The organism is Micromonospora sp. LOL_013, from assembly GCF_048060315.1.
Classification (GTDB): Bacteria; Actinomycetota; Actinomycetes; order Mycobacteriales; family Micromonosporaceae; genus Micromonospora_E.
The window spans coordinates 38734-59448 of record NZ_JBHMIQ010000036.1; the positions used below are offsets into that span (position 1 = coordinate 38734).

The following is a 20715-nucleotide window of genomic DNA, read 5'->3' on the forward strand; positions in this document are numbered from 1 at the left end:
CTTCCCGGTAACCGCCCTGCGGCGTCTCCGGCCCAGCGGCGATCAGCCGCCGGACCGGGCGGCCTGCACCGCCGCGTACGCGTCGACCAGACCGGCGCCGGTGAGGTTCGCCGGGTCACCGCAGCTGTCACCGCCGCCGAGGCCGGCCTCGGCGGCGGTCTGCCGCAGGATCCGCGCCGTGCCGTCCAGGTCACCAATCAGCTCCGGTCGCGCCGACCACAGCAGCGCCACCACCCCGGCCACCTGCGGGGTCGCCATCGACGTACCGTCCAGCGCCGCGTACCCGCCGCCGGGCATCGCCGACAGCACGTCGGCGCCCGGTGCCACCAGGTCCGGTTTGACGGTGCCGTCCGGCGCCGGGCCCCGGCTGGAGAAGTCGGTAACCTCCCGGTCGGCGTCTACCGCGCCGACGGTCAGCACATCGGTGTACGGGGCCGGCGGGTCATCGACCGAGCTGCAGAACGGGCCGGTGTTGCCGGCCGCGGCCACCATCATCAGCCCGGCGGCGGCCAGCGCCTCGGAGGCCGGCCGCAGCGAACTCAGGTCGCAGCCTTCCAGCTCGGGGCAGCCCCAGGAGTTGGTGAGCACGTGCGGAGCGCGTTCCGGTCGCCCGTCGGCGAACGGGTCGCCCCCGGTCGGGAACGGGGCCAGCATGAACTGCAGGCAGTCCAGGTAGCGTGCCGGGTTGCCGAGGTTGCGGTCCAGGTTGACACAGCCGACCCAGGACGCACCCGGGGCGACGCCGATCGAGGTGTCGCCGACGGCCGAGCCGAGCGTGTGGGTGCCGTGTCCGTTGTTGTCGGTCGGGGTACCGGTGCCGTTCCACGGGTCGAACCAGGAGTCGTCGCCGCCCCGGAACCCGTCCGCGAGCGCCGGATGGTCGCCGTCCACCCCGGAGTCCGAGGCGCCGACCACGATGCCGGCGCCGTCGACACCGAGCTCCGTCCAGACCCGTTCGGCACCGAGCATGGTGATGTTCCACGGCGGGGTACGCGGAGCGGGCTGGTCGCCCCGTTCGGGCTCGACCGTGGCCGGCAGCGGCCGCAGTTGCTGACTGATCAGCACCCGGTCGACGTCGTCCCGCCGGGTCAGCCAGGGCCGCAGCGCCGGCCCGGCGTCCACCTCGATCGCGTTGACCAGGTAGTACGGCGAGTAGGACAGCCCCCACCGGTCCAGATCGTCGCGCAGGTCGGCCTGGCTGGCCTCGGCGGTGTCGACCAGCCGTTGGAAGACCGTCCGGACCCGTTCGTCGCGGGCCTGCGGTCCGGTGCCGCGCGGCACGTCGGACAGATCGGCCTGTTCCCGCAGCATCACGAACAGCCGTTCGCCGTGCAGCCCCGGCTGCCCGACGGCGAGGTGCACGGCGGCACCGGCCGCCGCCAGCACCACGACGGTGGCCACCGCCACCCGCCGCAGTGGTCGACCTGCCAGCCGTGGTGGTCGACCCGCCCGCCGCCGACCGAGACCGAAGCCGAGGCCGACACCCAACGCGAGTGCCAGCGCCATTCCGACGCCGGCACCGACCGACGCCCAGAACGGTAGGTCACGGCCGATGGCCAGGAGCAGCGATACCTCTTCCGGGTCGAGCAGGGCCAGCGGTCCGCCGACGGACAGCCCGGCCAGTACGCCGACCGGCGCGCTGGACCGGTCGGCGGCCCAGCCGATCGCCGCAGCCGCGTAGCCGATCGGCGGCAGCACCAGGATCGCGGCCAGCTGCCCGCCGGGTTGGCCGATGCCGGCGGCGAGCAGCAGCAGCCCAACCCCGGCGACCGTCCCGCCGAGCAGGATGGTGCGCACCGCCGAGCGCCCCTGCGGGCCGGCACCGATCGCCGTCCAGAACCGCCGGGGCAGCAGTTCGGCGGCGTACCAGCCGGTCGCGGCCGCTGCGGCGACGGCGAGTGCCGTCTCCACCGCGCCGCCCAGCGCGCCGACCCACCACCAGGGCAGCAGCATGACCAGCCCGGCCGCGACGGCGAGTAGCACAGCGACCATCCGGTCCGCCTTGTCAGACTGAGCGTGAGCTGGCTCGGCCGGACCTGACTGAGCCCGACCTGACTCGGCTTGAGCCGGCTCGGCCTGGTCCGGTTCGGCCCGGCGCCGTAGCGCCCGCAGCCCGGCGGCGCCGCCGGCGGCGAGCACGGTGAGCGCGGCCAGGTACAGCTCGTGGTGGACGGTCGGTACGGCCCGCAGCAGCCCGAAACCGCCGAGGGCGAACGCGGCGACCAGCCAGGCCCGGCCGGTCGCCCGTACCGCCGGTGACCGGGGCACCAGCGCCAGCAGCATGGTGGGTACGCCGACCAGCAGCGCGTTGCCGAACGCGATCAACGGCCAGACCACCGCCGGGGTGGGCAACCCGCTGGCCAGCAGGACCTGATCGGTCAGCCAGCCGCCAGCCTGCGCGAACACCGTCACACCGACCGACCAGATCGCGATCGCCACCGCGGCGACCGTCGGCCACACGCTGGCCGGCGGCGGCCCGGCGGCGGCGGACGGCTGCATCGGGTACGGCGGCGGCACCGGGTAGGGCTGACCGGGGTACGGGTAGCCGGGATGACCGGGCGGCTGCGTCATGTCCGCCACCCTAGGCGGCGGGATACGGTGGAGAGGTGCGTGACCCTGCCGTCTCCCGGTACGCAGCCGGCCAACTGTCCGTGACCCGCCGCGCCGCCGATCTGCGCCGCCTCCGTGGCGAGCGGTTCGACGTACTGGTGATCGGGGGTGGGGTGACCGGCGTCGGCGCCGCGCTCGACGCCGCGTCCCGTGGGCTCAAGGTGGCGCTGGTCGAGGCCCGCGACTACGCCGCCGGCACGTCCAGCCGGTCCAGCAAACTGATTCACGGCGGGCTGCGCTATCTGGAGCAGCTCGAGTTCGGGCTGGTGCACGAGGCGTTGACCGAGCGTGGGCTGCTGGCTACCCGGATCGCCCCGCACCTGGTCCGGCCGGTGCCGATCCTGGTTCCGCTGCCGCAGGGCGGCGCCAGCGGGCCACGGGCGCTGCCCGGCCGGGTCTGGCGGCGGGCCTACTACGGCGCCGGGGTCGCCGCGTACGACGTGTTCGCCGGGGTGTTCGGCGGCGGTCGGGGGATGCCGCTGCACCGGCACCTGTCCCGCGAAGGCGCCCGGCGGGTCTTCCCCAGCCTGCGGTCGGACGCCGTCGCCGGTGCCGTGCGCTACTACGACGGTCAGGTCGACGACGCCCGGCTGGTGGTCACCCTGGCGCGGACCGCAGCCAGTCTCGGCGCGGCCGTGGTGACCAGCGCCCGCGCCGTCGGCCTGCTGCGCCAGGCCCGCGAGGTGACCGGGGTGCGGGTCCGGGACATGGAGGCCCGGCCCGGCGATCCGGACGCCGAGTTCGAGGTACATGCCCGTACCGTCATCGCGGCCACCGGAGTGTGGAGCGACGACGTGTCGCGGATGCTCGGCGACGTCGGGGTTCGGCCCGGCCTGCGGGTACGCGCGTCGAAGGGCGTGCATCTGGTGGTGCCCCGGTCGGCGATCACCGGTGAGGCCGGGCTGATCCTGCGTACCGCCACCTCGGTGCTGTTCGTGCTGCCCTGGGGCGGGCACTGGATCATCGGCACCACGGACACCGACTGGCGGCTCGACCGCGCCCACCCGGCCGCCTCCGAACGCGACATCGGCTACCTGCTGGACCAGGTGAACACGGTGCTGGACCGGCCGCTGGCGCCGCGCGATATCGAAGGGGTGTACGCCGGTCTGCGGCCGCTGTTGTCCGGTGAGGCGGACTCGACGTCGCGGCTGTCCCGCGAGCACGCCGTGGTCGAGCCGATGCTGGGTCTGCTGCTGGTGGCCGGTGGCAAGTACACGACGTACCGGGTGATGGCCGCGGACGTGGTGGACCGGGCGGCGGCCCGGCTCGGGGTGGACCGGCCGTCGCGGACCGCCGACCTGCCGCTGCTCGGTGCCGACGGGTTCGCCGCGATGTGGCGGGACCGGGCCGACGTGGCCCGCCGGCACGGCGTCCCGGTCGGGGTGCTGGAGCACCTGCTGGAGCGGTACGGCACCCTCGCGGTGGAGCTGCTGGCGTTGATCGACGACGATCCGCTGCTGGCCAGCCCGGTGCCCGGCGCACCCGAGTACCTGGCCGTCGAGATCGCGTACGCGGCCCGCGCCGAGGGTGCGCTGCACCTGGACGACGTGCTGACCCGGCGGACCCGCATCTCGATCGAGACGCCGCACCGGGGCAACGAGTCGGCCGGGCACGCCGCCGAGGTGATGGGCCGGGTGCTTGGCTGGGACGAGGCTGTGCGGGACCGCGAGGTGGAGCACTACCGGGCCCGGGTGGCGGCGGAGCTGCAGTCGCAGCGGATGCCGGACGACGCGACCGCCGATGCGGCGCGCCTCGGTGCGGCGGACGTCCGTGGCTTCGCCGCCGACCGGGGTGTGGACTGGCCGACCGACTCCGGTATGCCGACCGGCTGAAGGTCAGAGCAGTTTGCCGGGGTTGAACAGGCTGGTCGGGTCCAGCGCCTGCTTGACGGCGCGATGCACCCGCATGCCGACCGGGCCGATCTCCTCGGCCAGCCAGTCGCGTTTGAGCAGGCCGACCCCGTGCTCGCCGGTGCAGGTGCCGCCCAGCTCCAGCCCGAGTCGCATGATCGCGTCGAAGGCGGCCCGGCCGCGGGTCAGGCTGTCCGGGTCAGCCCGGTCGACCACGATGTTCGGGTGCAGGTTGCCGTCGCCGGCGTGCCCGACGACGCCGATCGGTACGGCGTGTTCGGCGGCGATCGCCTCGACACCGTCGAGCATCCGGGCCAGCGTCGAGCGGGGCACCGCCACGTCGTCGATGATCAGCCCGCCGTTGCCGGCGGGGAAGGTCTGCGCGGCGAGACGTTCCATCGCCGGGTGGGCCAGCCGGCGGGCCTGCAGCAGGGCGGCGGCCTCGACCGCGTCGCTGGCGGCGTACACCTCGGCGGCGCCGGCGGCGGTGCACACCTGCGCGATCCGGTCCAGGTCGGTGCCGGCGGCGGTGCCGGTGTCGACCGAGGCGAGCAGCAGCGCGGCGGCGTCGGTGCGTAACCCCATCGGCCGGTACGCCTCGATCGCCCGCAGGTGGGTGCGGTCCAGCAGCTCCAGCAGGCTGGGGCTGAGCCCGCCGGAGGCGATGCCGGCGACGGCGGTGCCGGCCGCGGCGGTGGAGTCGAAGACCGCGACCAGGGTGAGCGAGGCGTCGGCGGCCGGCCGCAACGCGACGGTCACCTTGGTGATCACCCCGAGGGTGCCTTCGGAGCCGACGAAGAGCCGGGTCAGGTCGTAGCCGGCGACCCCCTTGGCGGTGCGCCGGCCGGTGCGCAGCACCTCGCCGCTGGCCAGCACCACTTCGAGCCCGATGACGTACTCGCCGGTCACGCCGTACTTGACGCAGCACATGCCGCCGGCGTTGGTGGCCACGTTGCCGCCGATGGTGGACGACTCCCACGAGCCGGGGTCCGGCGGGTAGCGCAGCCCGTACCGGGCCACCTCGGCGGCCAGGGTGGCGTTGACCACGCCGGGCTGGACGACGGCGGTGCGGTTGACTGGGTCGACGTCGACGATCCGGTCCATCGCGGTGGTGGAGAGCACCACCGCGCCGTCGACCGCGTTCGCCGCGCCGGCCAGCCCGGTCCGGGCACCCTGCGGCACCACGGGTACGCCGTACCGGGCGGCAACCTTGACGGTGGCGACCACCTCGGCGGTTGTCCGGGGTCGGACCACGACGGCCGGGGTGCCGGCGGCGCACAGGTCGGCCTCGTCGCGCTGGTGGCCGCGCAGCAGGTCGGGGTCGGTGAGGACCGCGGTGTCGGGCAAGGCCGCGCGGAGTGCCTCGATGAGGTCGGACATCTTCGCAGGCTAGCCAGCGCGGCACCAGATCGGCCACCGCGGGCGTGACCGGATGGGCAATACCACCATAAGCCGCGAATTGCTCGGTACGCTGCCCGCATGGCCGACGCCGGGAAGCCACCACGTGCGGCGGCGGCACCCCGTCTCACCGGGCTGCTCACGCTGACCCGCAGCCGGGTCGGAACCGAGTTCCGGGAACGGTCGGACCGGGTCCGCGCCAACCTCGTACTCGCCCTGCAGGCTGGTCTGGCGGCGGCGCTGGCCTGGTTCATCGCCCGCCGGGTGATCGGCCACCCGGTGCCCTTCTTCGCCCCGATCGCGGCGGTGATCATTCTCAGCGCCTCGATCGGGCAACGACTCAAACGCGCCGCCGAACTGGTGGTCGGGGTCGCGGTCGGGATCGCCATCGGCGACCTGATCGTCATCACCATCGGCACCGGCACCTGGCAGCTGCTGCTGATCGTGCCGCTCGCGGTGGTGGCCGCTGTCTTTCTGGGCAGCGGCGCGGCCCTGGTCACCCAGGCCGCGTCGTCCGGAGTGCTGGTCGCCACCCTGACGTCGCAGTCGGAAAACCTCTACCCCGACCGGTTCATCGATGCCCTGGTCGGCGGGCTGGTCGGGCTGGTGGTGCTGATCCTGCTGCTGCCGCTCAACCCGCTGGTCATCGTGCGCCGCGCCGCCGACCCGGCGCTGGACGTACTGTCCGACATGCTGATCCTCAGCGGAAAGGCGTTGGCTGGGCGGGACCGCCGCCGGGCAGAGGCCGCATCGAAGCGGCTGCACGATGCGGAGAAGGAGTTGTCCGAGTTCCGGGAGGCGGTCGAGGCGGGACACGAGACGGCGGTCCTGGCGCCGGCGCGCTGGCGGGCCCGCGGCCCACTGGCCCAGTACGCCGAGAGCGCCGAGTACGTCACCCGAGGGCTGCGCAACTCGCGGGTGCTCACCCGGCGGGTGGTCTCCCTGCTGACCGAGGACGAGCCGGTGCCGTCTGCTCTGCCGGAGGCGGTCTGCCACCTCGGCGACGCGGTGCGCATCCTGCGCCACGAACTCGACACGGGTACCGACCCGGTGCGCACCCGACGTCGGGCATTGGACGCCGCCAGGTGCGCCGGTGCGGCGTACGGCGCCGGGGTGGGATTCAACGGCAGCGTGGTGGTCGCCCAGATCAGGGCTACCGCGAGCGACCTGGTCCGGGCCAGTGGCACCGAGGCCGGGGTGGTGGAAGAGATGATCAGCGAGGCGTTCGGGAACGAGGAATCGGACTAACCGGTCAGCATTCCTGGCGTACCCACCGGGTGACACGCTGCCCGCCGTTCGTCGACGCTGGCTACGCTAGCCCAATGTCCGACACTGTCCCCGGTGGTCCATCCGGCTCCCGCCCTGCGGCGGCTTCGACCGAGCCGGTACCTGCGGCGGACCCGCCAACCGCAGCTGAGCCAGCGGCTTCAACGGCTGAGCCAGCGGCCCCAGCGGCCGTTCCGGCGGAGCCGGCGGACGGGACCGTGCCGGCCGATCGGCTGCGGCGCAGCGTCTGGCTGCGCTGGCTGACCCTGGCCGGCATCGTGGTGCTGATCGCCGGCTGCGGCGTCGCCATTTTGGTCTACCTCGGCACCGCGCTCGGCCCGGTCGCGTTGACCGTCGGCGTCATCGCGGCAGTGCTGCCCGTACCGGTGCTGGTCGCCTGTTTCCTGTGGCTGGACCGGTACGAACCGGAGCCGGTGCGCTACCTCGCCTTCTGCTTCGCCTGGGGGGCGTTCGTCTCCACGTACGCCTCGCTGAACGTGAACACCTTCTCGGCGGATCTGCTCTACAATCTGGGCTACTCGGAAGCGCTGGTGGCGGTGCTGGTGGCGCCGTTCATCGAGGAGCTGACCAAGACCCTCGGCCCGATCCTGCTGCTGCTGACCCGCCGCCGCGAGTGGTCCGGCATCACCGACGGGATCGTCTACTGCGGCATGTCCGCGATCGGCTTCGCGATGGTGGAGAACATCCTCTACCTCGGCGGATACGGCTACGCCGCCGGAGCCGAGCAGTACGGCCCGGCGACCGGCGCGCAGAACGTCTTCGCCATCTTCATCGTCCGGATCCTTTTCACCGGCTTCGCCCACCCCCTGTTCACCTCGATGGCCGGTGTCGGTCTCGGGGTGGCCGCGCGCAGTGCCGACCGGCGGATCCGGGTGCTCGCGCCGACCGCTGGGCTGCTGCTGGCGATGATGCTGCACGGGGCCTGGAACCTGATCCCGACGCTGGTCGAGGCGACCGGCCAGACCCTGATCCTGCTGTACGGCTACATCGGCCTGATGGTGCCGATCTTCTTCGGCATGGTCGGCCTGGCGGTGTGGCTGCGCAGCTGGGAAGGGCGGCTGACCGAGCGGGTGCTGCCCGACTATGTCCGGGCCGGCTGGTTTACCCCGCCGGAGGTGGCGGCGCTGGGCAGCCTGGGCCGGCGGCACTCGGCGCGCCGCTGGGCCAGCCGGGTGGCCGGCGAGCCGGGCGTACGGGCGATGCGCGACTTCCAGGCCGCCGCCACCGAGCTGGCGCTGCTGCGCGACGGGCTGCTGCGCGGCCTGGAGAGCAAACCGGAGGAGCTGGCCCGCCATGCCAAGGAGGAGCAGCGGCTGCTGACCGCGCTGGCCGCCTACCGGCAGGCGTTCGTCGGCCGGGACCCGCAGGCGCCGCACGCGCTGTGGAACGGGGCGGACTACCAAATTACCTTCCCGGACGGCAGCCAGCGGCAGGTGCCCGCGCCGGATGAGCCGGTGGTGCCGATCCCGGTGGTGCTCACCGCGCCACCGCCCCCTCCGCCGCCGATGTTCGCCGGCTACCCAGGCTGGCCCGGTGCCGGTCCGGGCACCCCGCCCGGCTACGGCCCGCCCCCGTTCTCCGGCTACGGCGCTCCGCCACCTGGGTACGGCGCTCCGCCCCCGCCTGGGTACGGTCCGCCGTCCGGATATCAGGTCCGGCCCGGCTACTACAACCCACCGCCGCCCGGCTACGGCCCGCCCCCGGGCTAGCGGGAGATCAGCAGCGGGTCAACCCGAGCGCCGTCGCCAGCCGGGCGACGCCGGCGACCTGCGGTCCGTGGCGGGAAATCTCAGCCACGAGGGTACGGGCGGAAGGCCGGGAGCGGATTTCAGCCGGTGCGACGCGGTCCGCCTCGACTACCCACCGTCCTGCCGCAGTGAAGTCAGCGACGTCGAGGTACGCGCGTGCGGCGTCCACCAGGTACGCTGCCCGGTGCTCGGCCGGCAGCCCGGCCGAGCAGCCCACTGACACCGTGAGTGTCGCCGCAGCCGGCAGCGGCCAACCCGGCCTGCAGGGGTGATCTGAGGTGGGGTCGGCGTGTCGAGTTGATGGGGCGCACTGGATCAACGCAGAGCGGCGGTGTCAGGTCAGGCGGCCTGGCCGTCCATCAACGTGGCGAGCTTCGCCAGCTCCTGGCCCATCGCCCGACGTCGACTGGTGCTGATCATGCGTACGGTGTCGCGGGCTGGTCAGCGACGCGCGGGCAGAGAAGGCGGCGCCTGCGCTTACACCACCAGCAACGGAACGCGTAGACCGCTGTAGGTTCCCGGCGAGCTGTCGGATGCCACCGCAACGGGCCCCGCCGCTGGCGTGCAGAGACGGCGTGGGCCTTTGAACTACAGGTAGAGGCCGGTGGAGTCCTCTTCGACCCGTTGGGCGGCCACCGCGTGCACGTCGCGTTCGCGGAGCAGGATGTAACCCCGGCCGTGCAGCTCGACCTCGGAGCGGTCCTCCGGGTCGAACAGCACCCGGTCGCCGGTGACGATCGAGCGTACGTTCGGCCCGACCCCGACCGTGGTCGCCCAGGACAGTCGCCGGCCCACCGACGCGGTGGCCGGGATCACGATGCCGGCGGTGGAGCGGCGTTCGCCCTCGCCGCCTTCGAGTTTGACCAGCACTCGGTCGTGCAGCAGGCGGATCGGCAAACCGTTGTCGTGCGGTGGGTCGGCGGTCACGACCGAACCGTACCGCGTGGGGTGTGCCGGCCGGTCGCGGGTGGGTCGGCCGGATGGTTGCCCGATGCCCGTACGGGGCACTTCGGGGAGAGTTCAGGGAGGTAGCGGCAACAACGGTGGACATGTGCCCGTTACCGTGTACGGACCGATTACTTGACTCCGGGGGTTGGCTTGAGCCGGCTGCAACAAATGAGAGGGCGGCTACGCCAGGCGTACGAGGCTGGGCGGGAATCGGTGCGGGCCGCCCGGGAGCGGGAACGGTCCCGCCGGGCCGCCGCGGCCGGTGCCGCCGACGAGCTGGCCGGCGCGGGTGCCGAGCCGGGCGCGGAGACCCCGCCGCCGGGCGACGGGCACCTGTCGACCACGAGCCGCGACGACGCGGACGTGCCGCACGCGCTCCGGATCGCCGCCGCCTGGTCGTGGCGGCTGATCGTGATCGGCATCGTCGGCTGGGCGTTGCTGCGGGTCATCGGCAACGTCCGGATCGTCATCATTCCGGTGCTGGTGGCATTGCTGCTCGCCGCGTTGCTCGCCCCGGCGGTCGGCTGGCTGCTGCGGGCCCACGTGCCCCGCACCCTGGCCACGGCGGTGGTGCTGATCACCGGGCTGGCCGGGGTGGTCGGCACGCTGACCCTGGTGGTCAACGAGTTCATCACCGGACTGCCGGACCTGAGCGAGAAGGCGTCCAGCGGCATCGGGGAGATCCAGCAGTGGCTGCGCACCGGTCCGCTGAAGCTCGACGATGGACAGCTCGACCAGTACGTCGAGGCCGGACAGAACTGGATCAACGAGAACACCCAGACGTTGACCAGCGGCGCGGTCTCCACCGCCGGGACGGTCGTCGAACTGTTCACCGGTGCGCTGCTGGTGTTGTTCTCGACGTTCTTCTTCCTCCGGGACGGGCAGCGGATCTGGCGGTTCCTGGTGGGGCTGTTCCCGACCGGTGCCCGGTGGCGGGTCGACGACGCAGGTAGCGCGGCCTGGACGACCCTGGTCGCCTATGTCCGGGCGACCGTGCTGGTGGCGTTCATCGATGCCGTGGGCATCGGGATCTTCCTGGTGCTGTTCGACATCCCGTTCGCGTTCGCGTTGGCCGCGCTGGTGTTCCTGGGGGCGTTCATCCCGATCGTCGGCGCGACCCTGTCCGGCGCGGTGGCCATCCTGGTGGCCCTGGTGGACAGCGGCTGGGTCACCGCGTTGATCATCCTGGGTGCGGTGATCGCGGTGCAGCAGCTGGAGGGCAACGTCCTGCAGCCGTTGATCATGGGGCGGGCGGTGGCGATCCACCCGCTGGCCGTGGTGCTGGCAGTGACCTCCGGTGTGGTGCTGGCCGGCATCGTCGGCGCGCTGGTCGCCGTACCGCTGATCGCGGTGCTGAACACGGCGGTACGCCGGCTGGCCCGCCGCCGGCACGTCCCGCCGCCGCCGCCACCGCCGGAGTCCGTGGTGACCGGCACCAGCCCACCGTGATCTGAACGCCGCCGGCCGGCGGCCGACCCGCCTGACTCGCGGCGTTCGCGGCGGTCAGCTGGCGGCGAGTCGGCGCAGCGCGCCCTGCACCACCTCGGGCCGGGTGGTGTACCAGAACGGCGGCAGCGACCGGCGCAGGAACGCGCCGTAGCCACGGGCGGTCTCCAGCCGGGAGTCCAGCACCGCCACGACGCCCCGGTCACCGGTCGACCTGATCAGCCGCCCGGCTCCCTGCGCCAGGCGTACCGCCGCGATCGGCACGCTGACCGCCGCGAACCCGGAGCCGCCGGCGGCGTCCACGGCGGCGGCGCGGGCGGCGGCCAGCGGCTCGTCCGGCCGGGGGAACGGCAGCCGGTCGATCACCACCAGCTGGCAGGCGTCGCCGGGCACGTCCACCCCCTGCCACAGCGACATCACGCCGAACAGGCAGCTCGCCCGGTCCTCCCGGAACCGGCGGACCAGCAGCGGCAACGCCTGCTCGCCCTGCACGTGCACGGTCAGCCCGGTCCGCGCCCGGACCAGCTCCGCGGCCTGCTGCGCGGCCCGCCGGGACGAGAACAATCCGAGGGTACGGCCACCGAGTGTGCCGATCAGCGACAGCAGCTCCTCGCCGGCCTGGGCGGGCAGCCCGGAGACAGTCGGCCGGGGCAAGTGCGCGGCGACGTACAGGATGCCCTGCTTGGGGTAGTCGAACGGGGAACCGACGTCGAGTGACCGCCAGCTGAGATCGTCGGCCGTGACCGCCTCGGTCTGTTCGGTGGCCGGGGCGGCGGTCTCCAGACCCAGCGACCGGGCCACCGTGTCGAACCGCCCGCCCAGGGTCAGGGTGGCGGAGGTGGCCACCACGGTCCGCTCCTCGTAGAGGTGGCTGGACAGGGTGCCGGCCACCGACAGCGGTGCCACCACCAGCGCCCGGCGGTTGGCGGCCGGACCGTCCGGCTTCTCCACCCAGGCGACGTCGTGTTCGGCCTCGTCGAGCAGCCGTTGGGCGGTTGTCGAGAGCTCGTCCAGCACCGACTTGGCCTGCTGTTTGCGCACCGGGTCCGGGTCGTCGGCCTTGATGTCGCCGATCTTGTCCAGCGCGGCCCGGGTCGCCGACTCCAGCAGGGTGCACGCCTCGCGCAGCGCCGGCGGCAGACCGCTGGTCAGCCGCCCGGCCGGCGACTCGCCCAGCCCGACGGCGAGGGCGTCACCGGCCTCGGTGAGCTGCTCGGCGGTCTCCGGCGGCAGCAGCGGCCGGGCCCGCCGGGCGGCCCGGTCGATCACGTCCGGGGTGAGCTCGGCCTGGGCGGCCGAGGAGACCCGGTCGGCCAGCTCGTGGGCCTCGTCGACGATCAGCAGTTTGTGTGGCGGCACGATGTGCCGGTCGGCGAGCATGTCGACGGCGAGCAGGCTGTGGTTGGTGACCACCACGTCGGCTTCGCGGGCCCGGAACCGGGACGCCTCGGCGAAGCATTCCTCGCCGTACGGGCAGCGGGCCGCCCCGACGCACTCCCGGGCCGGCATCGACACCTGCCGCCACACCTGGTCGTCGACGCCGGGGTCCAGCTCGTCGCGGTCGCCGGTGTCGGTCTCCATCGCCCAGTCACGTAACCGTTGCACCTGCTTGCCGAGCCGGTTGGCAGCGCCCAGCCAGCGGGTGCCGCCGCCACCGTTGCTACCGCCGCTGTCGCCGTTGTCGCCGGCGGCGTCGAACAGGTCCGTCGGCTCCTCCTCGGCCGAGTCCTCCAGCCGGGCCAGGCACAGGTAGTGGTGCCGGCCCTTGAGGACGGCGAAGGTGGGCCGGCGGCGCAGGATCGGCTCGACCGCGTCGGCGAGTCGGGGCAGGTCGTGCTCGACCAGCTGCGACTGCAGCGCCAGGGTGGCGGTGGAGACCACCACCGGGCCGTCGACGGTCAGCGCGGGTGCCAGGTAGGCCAGCGATTTGCCGGTGCCGGTGCCGGCCTGCACGAGCAGGTGGTGCCGGGTACGGATGGCGTCGGCAATAGCCGACGCCATCTCCTGCTGGCCGGGCCGGGCCGCGCCGCCGGGGACCGCGCCGACCGCGGCGGCGAGCAACTGGGCGGCGCTCGGCCGACCGGTGCCGGAGCGGCCGGCCGGGCGCGGCGGGGCCGCCGGAGCGGACGCGGTGCTGGTGGTCGTCGCAGGGGTCACCCGGTGACAGTACCGATCACCACCGTCGTCCTCGGCGGTCATCCACAGCGTGCCGGCCGGTGTCGCCCGGTGACGCCCGGGTGCTGGCGCCGGCACTGGGGCGTCACCTGCACGTTGCCTTCCGGTGAGCGGCCATCGGTTAAGGTGCGACACATGTCGAGCGGTGTCGTACGGGTGGTCTATCGCAAGTACGACGGTTCGGCCCACCGGGACTATCCGGCCCGCCGGTTGACTGAGGACGAGGTCGGCGTGTGGCTCGGCGTGCCCCGGGGCACCGAGTCGATCTACCACGGTCGCCCGTCGGTGGAGCAGATCCCGTTCGTCCTGCTGGTGCCGCGTGAGCAGTGGTGGACCTGCATGTTCAACCCGCCGCCGCGCACCAGCGAGGTCTACTGCGACATCGCCAGCCCGGCCCGCTGGGAGGACGATTCCACCGTACACCTCATTGATCTTGATCTTGATGTGGTACGGCGCCGGGCAACCGGCCTCGTGGAACTGCGCGACGAGGACGAGTTCGCCGAGCACCGGGTGCGGTACGGCTACCCGGAGGACGTGGTGGAGTCGGCCTGGGCCGCCGCCCGCTGGTTGCAGGACGCGCTCGGCGACGGCACCGAGCCGTTCGCCTCGGCCTACCGGAAGTGGCTGGCGCTGGTCTGCTGATCCGGCTGGCTCGCCGGTCGGCCGGCCGGCCGGTCGGGTAGCGGTCGGCTGGTCGGCCGGGGGCCGGCTGGGTGATGATCGTCGGATGACTGCTGACCTGTACGAGCCACCTGTCCGGGAACTGCTACGGGTCGGCGCCGGCCGGCCGGTCGACCTCTCCGCGATCGACCCGAGGTCGACGCCGGGGCTGCCGGCGCTGTCGGTGACCGGGCCGGACCGCAAGTCGTGGGCCCGCGCCGAGGTCCGCCGCATCGGCGACGAACTGGCCGAGCAGCAGGAGATGCTGCACGCCCAGGCTGTCGCCGGCAGCGCGGCCGGTCGGCGGGTGCTGCTGGTGCTGCAGGCCATGGACTGCGGCGGCAAGGGCGGCGCGGTGAAGCGGGTCGCCGGCGCGATGAACCCGCTCGGCCTGCGGATCCGGGCGTTCGGGCCGCCTACCGAGGAGGAGTTGGCGCACCATTTCCTGTGGCGGATCCGCCGGGCGTTGCCGGACGCCGGCCAGGTCGGGGTGTTCGATCGGTCACACTACGAGGACGTGCTGGTGGTACGGGTCGAGTCGCTGGTGCCGGAGGAGACCTGGCGGGCCCGCTACGACGAGATCAACGAATTCGAGGCCGGGCTGGTCGACGAGGGGTTCGTGCTGATCAAGGTGTTCCTGCACATCTCGTACGCGGAGCAGCGGGAGCGGCTGTTGTCCCGGTTGACCGATCCGACCAAGCACTGGAAGTACCACCCGGGGGACGTGGACGCCCGCACCAAGTGGCCGGACTACCAGGCCGCGTACACGGAGGCGTTGAGCCGCTGCGCCACGGACGCCGCGCCCTGGTTCGTGGTGCCGGCCGACCGCAAGTGGTACCGGGACTGGGCGTTGGCGCACCTGCTCCGGGAACATTTCGCGGATCTGGACCTGAGCTACCCGCCAGCTCGTTTCGACCTGCGCAAGGAGCATGCTCGGCTGCTCGCCGGGGATGGACCGAAAGTAAACGGCGGATGAACAGAGACTGACTCGTAGGTGTACAGGGGTGGGCCGCGAGCAGGCGTGATTCGCTGTTACCTAGCATTCCCTGCAGAGCGCGCGGGCGTTACCCGTGGCCAGCCCCTGTTCCCCACCGTCTCCGACGAGGTCTGCGCTGTGAAGTTCTCCTTCCGCCCGGTCGAGGGCGCCTTCTATGAACTGTTCACCAAGGCCGCGCGGAACCTCGTGCGGGGCACCGAGCTGCTCAACGAACTCGCCCTGCCCGGAGTCGACGTCCAGTCGGTCAGCGAGCGGCTCACCGAGGTCGAGCACGACAGCGACCAGATCACCCACGACCTCTACAAGAAGATCAACTCGGCGTTCATCACCCCGTTCGACCGGGAGGACATCTACCGGCTGGGCAGTCAGCTCGACGACGTGATGGACCACCTGGAGGCGGTCGGCAACCTGCTCTACCTCTACGGGCTGACCCAGCTGCCGTCGCTGCCCCGGGAGATGCACGAGCTGATCGCGGTGCTCGATCAGCAGGCCCGGGTGACCGCCGAGGCGATGCCCCGGCTACGGGCGATGAAGGACCTGGAGGACTACTGGATCGAGTGCAACCGGCTGGAGAACGAGGGTGACCGGGCGTACCGGATGCTGCTGGTCCGGCTCTTCTCCGGCGAGTACGACGCGCTCACCGTGCTGAAGATGAAGGAGGTCGCCGACGAGCTGGAGGCTGCCTGCGACGCCTTCGAGCACGTGGCCAACACCGTCGAGACCATCGCGGTCAAGGAGTCCTGAGCCGGGTGAGCGCCGAACTCATCGCCGTCCTCGCGGTGATCACCGTTGCCATGGTCTTCGACTACACCAACGGGTTCCACGACGCGGCAAACGCCATCGCCACCAGCATCTCCACCCGGGCGCTCACCCCACGGGTCGCCCTGATCATGGCCGCGGTCGGCAACTTCATCGGCGCCCACTTCGGTGCGGAGGTGGCCAAGACCGTCGGCAGCGGCCTGGTCGAGCTGCCGGCCGGCGTCTCCAGCCTCGGCATCGTCTTCGCCGGTGTGGTGGGCGCGATCACCTGGAACCTGATCACCTGGTACTTCGGGCTGCCGTCGTCGTCGTCCCACGCGCTGATCGGCGGCCTGGTCGGCGCCACCATCGCCGCCTCCGGCACGGTGCTGTGGGGCGGCATCGCCGGCGACGTGGTGGTGCCGATGGTGCTCTCCCCACTGGTCGGCTTCGCGCTCGGCTTCCTGGTCATGCTCGCCGTGCAGTGGATCTTCCGTAACGGACAGCCCGGTAAGCTCAACCGGGGCTTCCGGATCGCCCAGTCGGTCTCGGCGGCGGCGATGTCGGTCGGGCACGGCATGCAGGACGCCGCGAAGACCATCGGCATCGTGGTGCTGGCCCTGTTCGTCGGCGGGTTCCAGTCCGACGCCGAGACGATCCCGGAATGGGTCTTCTGGACCTCGGCGACCGTGTTGGCGCTGGGCACCTACGCCGGCGGTTGGCGGATCATCCGTACCCTCGGTCGCAAGATCATCGACCTGCGGCCGCCCGAGGGGTTCGCCGCCGAGACCGTCGCCAGCTCGGTGCTCTACTTCAACGCCCTGGTGCTCGGCGCGCCGATCTCCACCACGCACACCATCACCTCGGCGATCATGGGCGTCGGGGTGACCAAGCGGCTGTCGGCCGTACGGTGGAACGTCGCCGGCAACATCGTCGGCGCCTGGATTCTGACCTTCCCGGCGGCCGGCAGCATCGGCGCGGTGATGTACTTCGTCGTCCGCCCGCTGTTCAGCTGACCCGGGTCGTCGACACCAGGTCGGCGAGCAGCGCCTCGACCCGGCGGCGGATCTCGTCGCGGATCGGCCGGACCGCCTCGACACCCTTGCCGGCCGGGTCGGTCAACTGCCAGTCCTCGTACTGCTTGCCGGGGAAGACCGGGCAGGCGTCGCCGCAGCCCATGGTGACCACCACGTCCGAGGACTCGGCGGTGGACCACTCCAGCCGCTTCGGGGTCTGGTCGGTGATGTCGATGCCGACCTCGCGCATCGCCTCGACCGCCGCCGGGTTGACCGACTCGGCCGGCGCCGAGCCGGCCGAGCGGACCTCGACCGCGTCGCCGCCGAGGTGACGCAGCCAGCCGGCGGCCATCTGGGACCGGCCCGCGTTGTGTACGCAGACGAACAGCACACTGGGCTTGCTCACGGTATCTCCTTCGAGGGGTGGGGCGGTCGGTCAGCGTCGGGCGGTCGCCAGGGTGTCGGCCTCGTCGGTCGCCGATCCGCCCGGATCTGCCGGCTGGGCGGGATCTGCCGGCTGGGCGGGAACGGTCGGCTGGGCGGGCTCGGCCGGCACCACGACCTGGTCGGCGGCGCGTCCCACCCCCGGGTAGAGCGACAGCAGCAGGGCGACTCCGACGGCGAGCCCGACGACCTGGGCGACCAGGAACGCCGGGATCGAGGCGGGCTGGATGCCGGCGAAGGTGTCGGTGAAGCCCCGGCCGATCGTCACCGCCGGGTTGGCGAACGACGTCGACGAGGTGAACCAGTAGGCGGCACCGATGTAGGCACCGACCGCAGCCGGTGCCGCGCCGGCCCGGCCCGACCTGGCCAGCGCGAAGACCAGCAGGACCAGGCCGGCGGTGGCGACCACCTCGCCGAGCCACAGGTTGCCCGCCGACCGCTCCTTGGCCGACCAGGTCACCGCCGGCAGGGCGAACATCAGGTTGGCCAGGATCGCCCCGGCGATGCCGCCGGTCACCTGCGCGGCGACGTAGCCGGTCAGATCCGGCAGGGTCAGACCGGTGCGGCTGCGTCGTCCGAGGAACCAGTCGGCGGTCGAGACGACCGGGTTGAAGTGCCCGCCGGAGACCGGGCCGAAGATCAGGATCAGCGCGCCGAGCGCGAAGGCGGTGGCGATCGAGTTCTGCAGCAGCTGCAGCCCGATGTCGTCCGGCGACAACGTCTGGGCCATCACCCCGGAACCGACCACCGAGGTGACCAGCAGGGCGGTGCCGGCGAACTCGGCCAGCAGCCGTCGCCAGAGTGCGATCGGGTTCACGCGTTCTCCAGTTTCTGTAGGTCGTCCAGTTTCTGTAGGTCGTCCAGCAGCCGGCGGACCCGGCGCTCGATCTCGTCGCGAATCGGCCGTACGCCGTCGACGTCCTGCCCGGCCGGGTCGTCCAGCTCCCAGTTCTCGTACCGGGTGCCGGGGAAGACCGGGCAGGCGTCACCGCAGCCCATGGTGACCACCACGTCGGCGGCGCGGACCACCTCGTCGGTCCACGGCTTCGGGTACTCGCCGGAGATGTCGATGCCGCGTTCGGCCATCGCCGTGATCGCTGCCCGGTTGACGTCGTGGCCCGGCTTGCTGCCGCCGGACCAGGCGACCACCGTGTCGCCGGCCAGGTGGGTGAGGAATCCGAGCGCCATCTGGCTGCGGCCGGCGTTGTGGGTGCAGAGGAAGAGCACCACCGGGCGGCCGTCGGAGTGCAGGCCCTCGACCCGGGCCAGGGCCTGCAGCCGCTGCCGGGCGAACCGCTCGGCGAGCAGCGGCAGATAGTTGGGGATGGTGCTGCCGGTGGCGAACTGGTCGTAGCTGGATGCCAGGAACCGTTCGATCGTCTCGGTGTTGTAGGTGCCGTCGAACTCCCGGGCCAGCCGGGTGGCTGCGGTACGCAGCGCCATCTGCTGGTCGATGGACAGGTCGGGGCGGACGGCGTCGGTGACGTCAGACATGGTGGGCTCCGGTGGACGTGGGGGCGGCGGCCCGGTTGGTGATGGCGGGGGCCAGCCGGTGGACCCGGCCGGCGAGGTCGGCGTACGCGGCTTCGAAGGCGGCGTCGGTGTCCATCCGGACCGGGTCCGGCACCGACCAGTGCAGGTCGGGCGCGCCGGCCCCGGTGAGCTCCTCGTGGGCGTTGTCGCAGACCGCGACGACCAGGTCGCCGTCGCCGACGACGGCCGACACGTGTGCGGTGCGGGCCGGGTCGAGGTCGAGGCCGAGCCGGCGGGCCAGCGCCACCGCCCGGGGGTGCACCTGGGTCGCCGGTCGGGTGCCGGCTGAGGCGGCCGGGGTCGGGCCGGTGCGCTGCCAGAGCGCGGCGGCGAGCTGGGAACGGGCCGAGTTGTGGGTGCAGACGAAGACCACCCGCTCGACGTCGGCCAGCGGCGGTGGTGCCAGCCCAGCGAGGACGTCCGGCACCAGTTGCAGGTAGCTGCGGCGGCGGTCACCCTCGGACCGGGCACGGCGCAGCAGGCCTGCTTCCTGCAGGACCTTGACGTGGTGGGCGACCAGGTTGCTCGGCAGCCCGAGCCGTCGGCCCAACTCGCCGGGCGCGGCGTCGCCGAGGTGCAGCAGGTCGACCATGGCCAGCCGGGCCGGGTCGCCGAGCGCGGCGTGCACCCGGGCGCGCCGCTCCAGCGGGCGGGCAGGTGGCGGCCGGTCGTCGGCACGGTGACTTGCCTCAGTGCTCATTGACTCAATGATTGCTGAGATATTTGGCGGAGTCAAGCCGACCGAGCGTCCGGACCCGGCCGGTAGACCGGGTCAGACGAATTCCCGACCGGGATCAGTCGTAGCTGACGCCGATCTGACCGCGGATCGTGTCGAGCAGCTCCATGACCTCGAGAGTCACCGCGTGTGGCACCAGCGGACTCTCCCGCAGACCGGCAGCCAGGCAGCGGTGCACCTCGGCCGCCTCGTACTGGTAGCCGTTGCCGGCCGGCTCGACCACGCGCACCACCTCGGGCGCACCGGTGCCCCGGCGGAGAGTGAACTCGCTCGGGCAGATGAACGGGTCCGGCAACGCGATCCGGCCGGTGCTGCCGGTGATCGTCGCCACCACCGGAGTGGCCCCGACGATGCCGCAGGTCAACGCGGCCACCGCGCCCGACTCGTAGCCCAGCAGCACGCCGGTGTTCTGGTCCACGCCCTCGGGGGTGAGTTTCGCCCAGGAGCGCACCGAGTCCGGCCGGCCGAGCACCAGATGCGCCAGGCTTACCGGGTAGATGCCCAGGTCGAGCAGGGCGCCGCCGCCGAGTGCGCGGTCGCGCATCCGGCTCTGCGGCCCGAACGGTCCGGCCAGGCCGAAGTCGGCGTGCACCGAGACGACCTCACCGATCGCGCCGTCGTCGACCAGCTCGCACACCCGGCGTACGGTCGGATTGCACCGCATCCACATGGCCTCCATCAGGAACACGTCCCGGGCCCGGGCGGTCTCCACCAGTTCGGTGCTGCTGGCCAGGTCAAGGGTGAACGGCTTCTCGCACAGCACCGCCCGGTCGGCGGCCAGGCAGGTCATGGTCGCGGCGTGGTGCGCCGAGTGCGGCGTCGCCACGTAGACGACGTCGACGTCACCGTCCGCAGCGAGCTCATCCCAGGATCCGTACGCCCGGGGAATGCCGTAGCGGTCGGCGAACGCCTCCGCGCTGGCCACCGAGCGGGAGCCGACCGCAAGCACCTCGGCGTCGGGCAACAACTGCAGGTCTTCGACGAAGCGGGCGGCGATGCCGCCGGTGGCGAGGATTCCCCAACGAGTCATGCGAGGCACGCTAGCCAGCGAGTCCGTGCGCGGCGACGGCGGGGCGTGCTGGCCGGTCCGCCGGGCGACGACCTACGCTCGGCGGGTGCCCACCGACGA

At 72.6% G+C, this 20715-nt stretch carries 18 protein-coding genes; 8 read left to right on the forward strand and 10 right to left on the reverse strand.

Features of this window, described 5'->3' with window-relative positions; genetic code table 11:
- Positions 1 to 42 precede the first annotated feature (42 nt).
- Positions 43 to 2499, reverse strand: coding sequence for a S8 family serine peptidase (locus ACFHWS_RS22215; protein ID WP_416568950.1), 2457 nt, complete (start codon positions 2497 to 2499; stop codon positions 43 to 45).
- A gap of 107 nt (positions 2500 to 2606) precedes the next feature.
- On the opposite strand from ACFHWS_RS22215, the gene ACFHWS_RS22220 reads away from it, so the two are divergent.
- The gene (locus ACFHWS_RS22220; protein ID WP_416551874.1) at positions 2607 to 4442 is read left to right on the forward strand and encodes a glycerol-3-phosphate dehydrogenase/oxidase; all 1836 of its coding nucleotides are present in this window, start codon (positions 2607 to 2609) and stop codon (positions 4440 to 4442) included.
- A gap of 3 nt (positions 4443 to 4445) precedes the next feature.
- Here the strand turns inward: ACFHWS_RS22220 and ACFHWS_RS22225 are convergent, their stop codons facing one another.
- Positions 4446 to 5840 (reverse strand): FAD-binding oxidoreductase, encoded by a 1395-nt coding sequence (locus ACFHWS_RS22225; protein ID WP_416568942.1) that lies wholly within the window; start codon positions 5838 to 5840, stop codon positions 4446 to 4448.
- A gap of 99 nt (positions 5841 to 5939) precedes the next feature.
- On the opposite strand from ACFHWS_RS22225, the gene ACFHWS_RS22230 reads away from it, so the two are divergent.
- The gene (locus ACFHWS_RS22230) at positions 5940 to 7106 is read left to right on the forward strand and encodes an FUSC family protein (protein ID WP_416551872.1); all 1167 of its coding nucleotides are present in this window, start codon (positions 5940 to 5942) and stop codon (positions 7104 to 7106) included.
- Positions 7107 to 7180: 74 nt separating this feature from the next.
- Complete coding sequence (locus ACFHWS_RS22235) at positions 7181 to 8854, forward strand: PrsW family intramembrane metalloprotease (RefSeq protein ID WP_416551871.1); 1674 nt, start codon at positions 7181 to 7183, stop codon at positions 8852 to 8854.
- Positions 8855 to 8861: 7 nt separating this feature from the next.
- Here the strand turns inward: ACFHWS_RS22235 and ACFHWS_RS22240 are convergent, their stop codons facing one another.
- Together ACFHWS_RS22240 and ACFHWS_RS22245 are read right to left on the reverse strand one after the other, a co-directional pair.
- Positions 8862 to 9116, reverse strand: coding sequence for a hypothetical protein (locus ACFHWS_RS22240; RefSeq protein WP_416551870.1), 255 nt, complete (start codon positions 9114 to 9116; stop codon positions 8862 to 8864).
- A 365-nt stretch (positions 9117 to 9481) separates the two neighbouring features.
- Complete coding sequence (locus tag ACFHWS_RS22245) at positions 9482 to 9820, reverse strand: GroES family chaperonin (protein WP_416551869.1); 339 nt, start codon at positions 9818 to 9820, stop codon at positions 9482 to 9484.
- A gap of 189 nt (positions 9821 to 10009) precedes the next feature.
- Between ACFHWS_RS22245 and ACFHWS_RS22250 the strand changes: the two genes are divergently transcribed.
- The gene (locus ACFHWS_RS22250; RefSeq protein WP_416551868.1) at positions 10010 to 11290 is read left to right on the forward strand and encodes an AI-2E family transporter; all 1281 of its coding nucleotides are present in this window, start codon (positions 10010 to 10012) and stop codon (positions 11288 to 11290) included.
- Positions 11291 to 11344: 54 nt separating this feature from the next.
- Here ACFHWS_RS22250 and ACFHWS_RS22255 read toward each other — a convergent pair whose 3' ends face one another.
- The gene (locus tag ACFHWS_RS22255) at positions 11345 to 13486 is read right to left on the reverse strand and encodes an ATP-dependent DNA helicase (protein WP_416568943.1); all 2142 of its coding nucleotides are present in this window, start codon (positions 13484 to 13486) and stop codon (positions 11345 to 11347) included.
- A 111-nt stretch (positions 13487 to 13597) separates the two neighbouring features.
- Here ACFHWS_RS22255 and ACFHWS_RS22260 point away from each other — a divergent pair, with 111 nt between their 5' ends.
- From ACFHWS_RS22260 to ACFHWS_RS22275, 4 genes are all read left to right on the forward strand, one after another.
- On the forward strand, positions 13598 to 14104 hold the full coding sequence (locus ACFHWS_RS22260; protein ID WP_416551866.1) for a DUF402 domain-containing protein: 507 nt from the start codon (positions 13598 to 13600) through the stop codon (positions 14102 to 14104).
- 85 nt (positions 14105 to 14189) lie between these two features.
- Positions 14190 to 15098, forward strand: a complete 909-nt coding sequence (locus ACFHWS_RS22265) for a PPK2 family polyphosphate kinase (RefSeq protein ID WP_416551865.1) — start codon at positions 14190 to 14192, stop codon at positions 15096 to 15098.
- A gap of 138 nt (positions 15099 to 15236) precedes the next feature.
- On the forward strand, positions 15237 to 15863 hold the full coding sequence (locus ACFHWS_RS22270; RefSeq protein ID WP_416551864.1) for a DUF47 domain-containing protein: 627 nt from the start codon (positions 15237 to 15239) through the stop codon (positions 15861 to 15863).
- Between the two features lie 5 nt (positions 15864 to 15868).
- Positions 15869 to 16873 (forward strand): anion permease, encoded by a 1005-nt coding sequence (locus ACFHWS_RS22275; protein ID WP_416551863.1) that lies wholly within the window; start codon positions 15869 to 15871, stop codon positions 16871 to 16873.
- Here ACFHWS_RS22275 and ACFHWS_RS22280 read toward each other — a convergent pair.
- The 5 genes from ACFHWS_RS22280 to ACFHWS_RS22300 all read right to left on the reverse strand — a co-directional run bounded on the left by ACFHWS_RS22280 (position 16866) and on the right by ACFHWS_RS22300 (position 20616).
- Positions 16866 to 17279, reverse strand: coding sequence for an arsenate reductase ArsC (locus ACFHWS_RS22280; protein ID WP_416568944.1), 414 nt, complete (start codon positions 17277 to 17279; stop codon positions 16866 to 16868). The two genes, ACFHWS_RS22275 and ACFHWS_RS22280, sit on opposite strands and share 8 nt — an antisense overlap.
- A 30-nt stretch (positions 17280 to 17309) precedes the next feature.
- Positions 17310 to 18134, reverse strand: coding sequence for an aquaporin (locus tag ACFHWS_RS22285; RefSeq protein WP_416568945.1), 825 nt, complete (start codon positions 18132 to 18134; stop codon positions 17310 to 17312).
- Positions 18131 to 18811, reverse strand: a complete 681-nt coding sequence (locus ACFHWS_RS22290; protein WP_416568946.1) for an arsenate reductase ArsC — start codon at positions 18809 to 18811, stop codon at positions 18131 to 18133. Before ACFHWS_RS22290 ends, ACFHWS_RS22285 begins: the two co-directional genes overlap by 4 nt.
- Positions 18804 to 19550 (reverse strand): helix-turn-helix domain-containing protein, encoded by a 747-nt coding sequence (locus ACFHWS_RS22295; protein WP_416551859.1) that lies wholly within the window; start codon positions 19548 to 19550, stop codon positions 18804 to 18806. The genes ACFHWS_RS22290 and ACFHWS_RS22295 overlap by 8 nt, the downstream gene beginning before the upstream one ends.
- 94 nt (positions 19551 to 19644) lie before the next feature.
- Complete coding sequence (locus ACFHWS_RS22300) at positions 19645 to 20616, reverse strand: Gfo/Idh/MocA family protein (protein WP_416551858.1); 972 nt, start codon at positions 20614 to 20616, stop codon at positions 19645 to 19647.
- Positions 20617 to 20715: the final 99 nt, after the last annotated feature.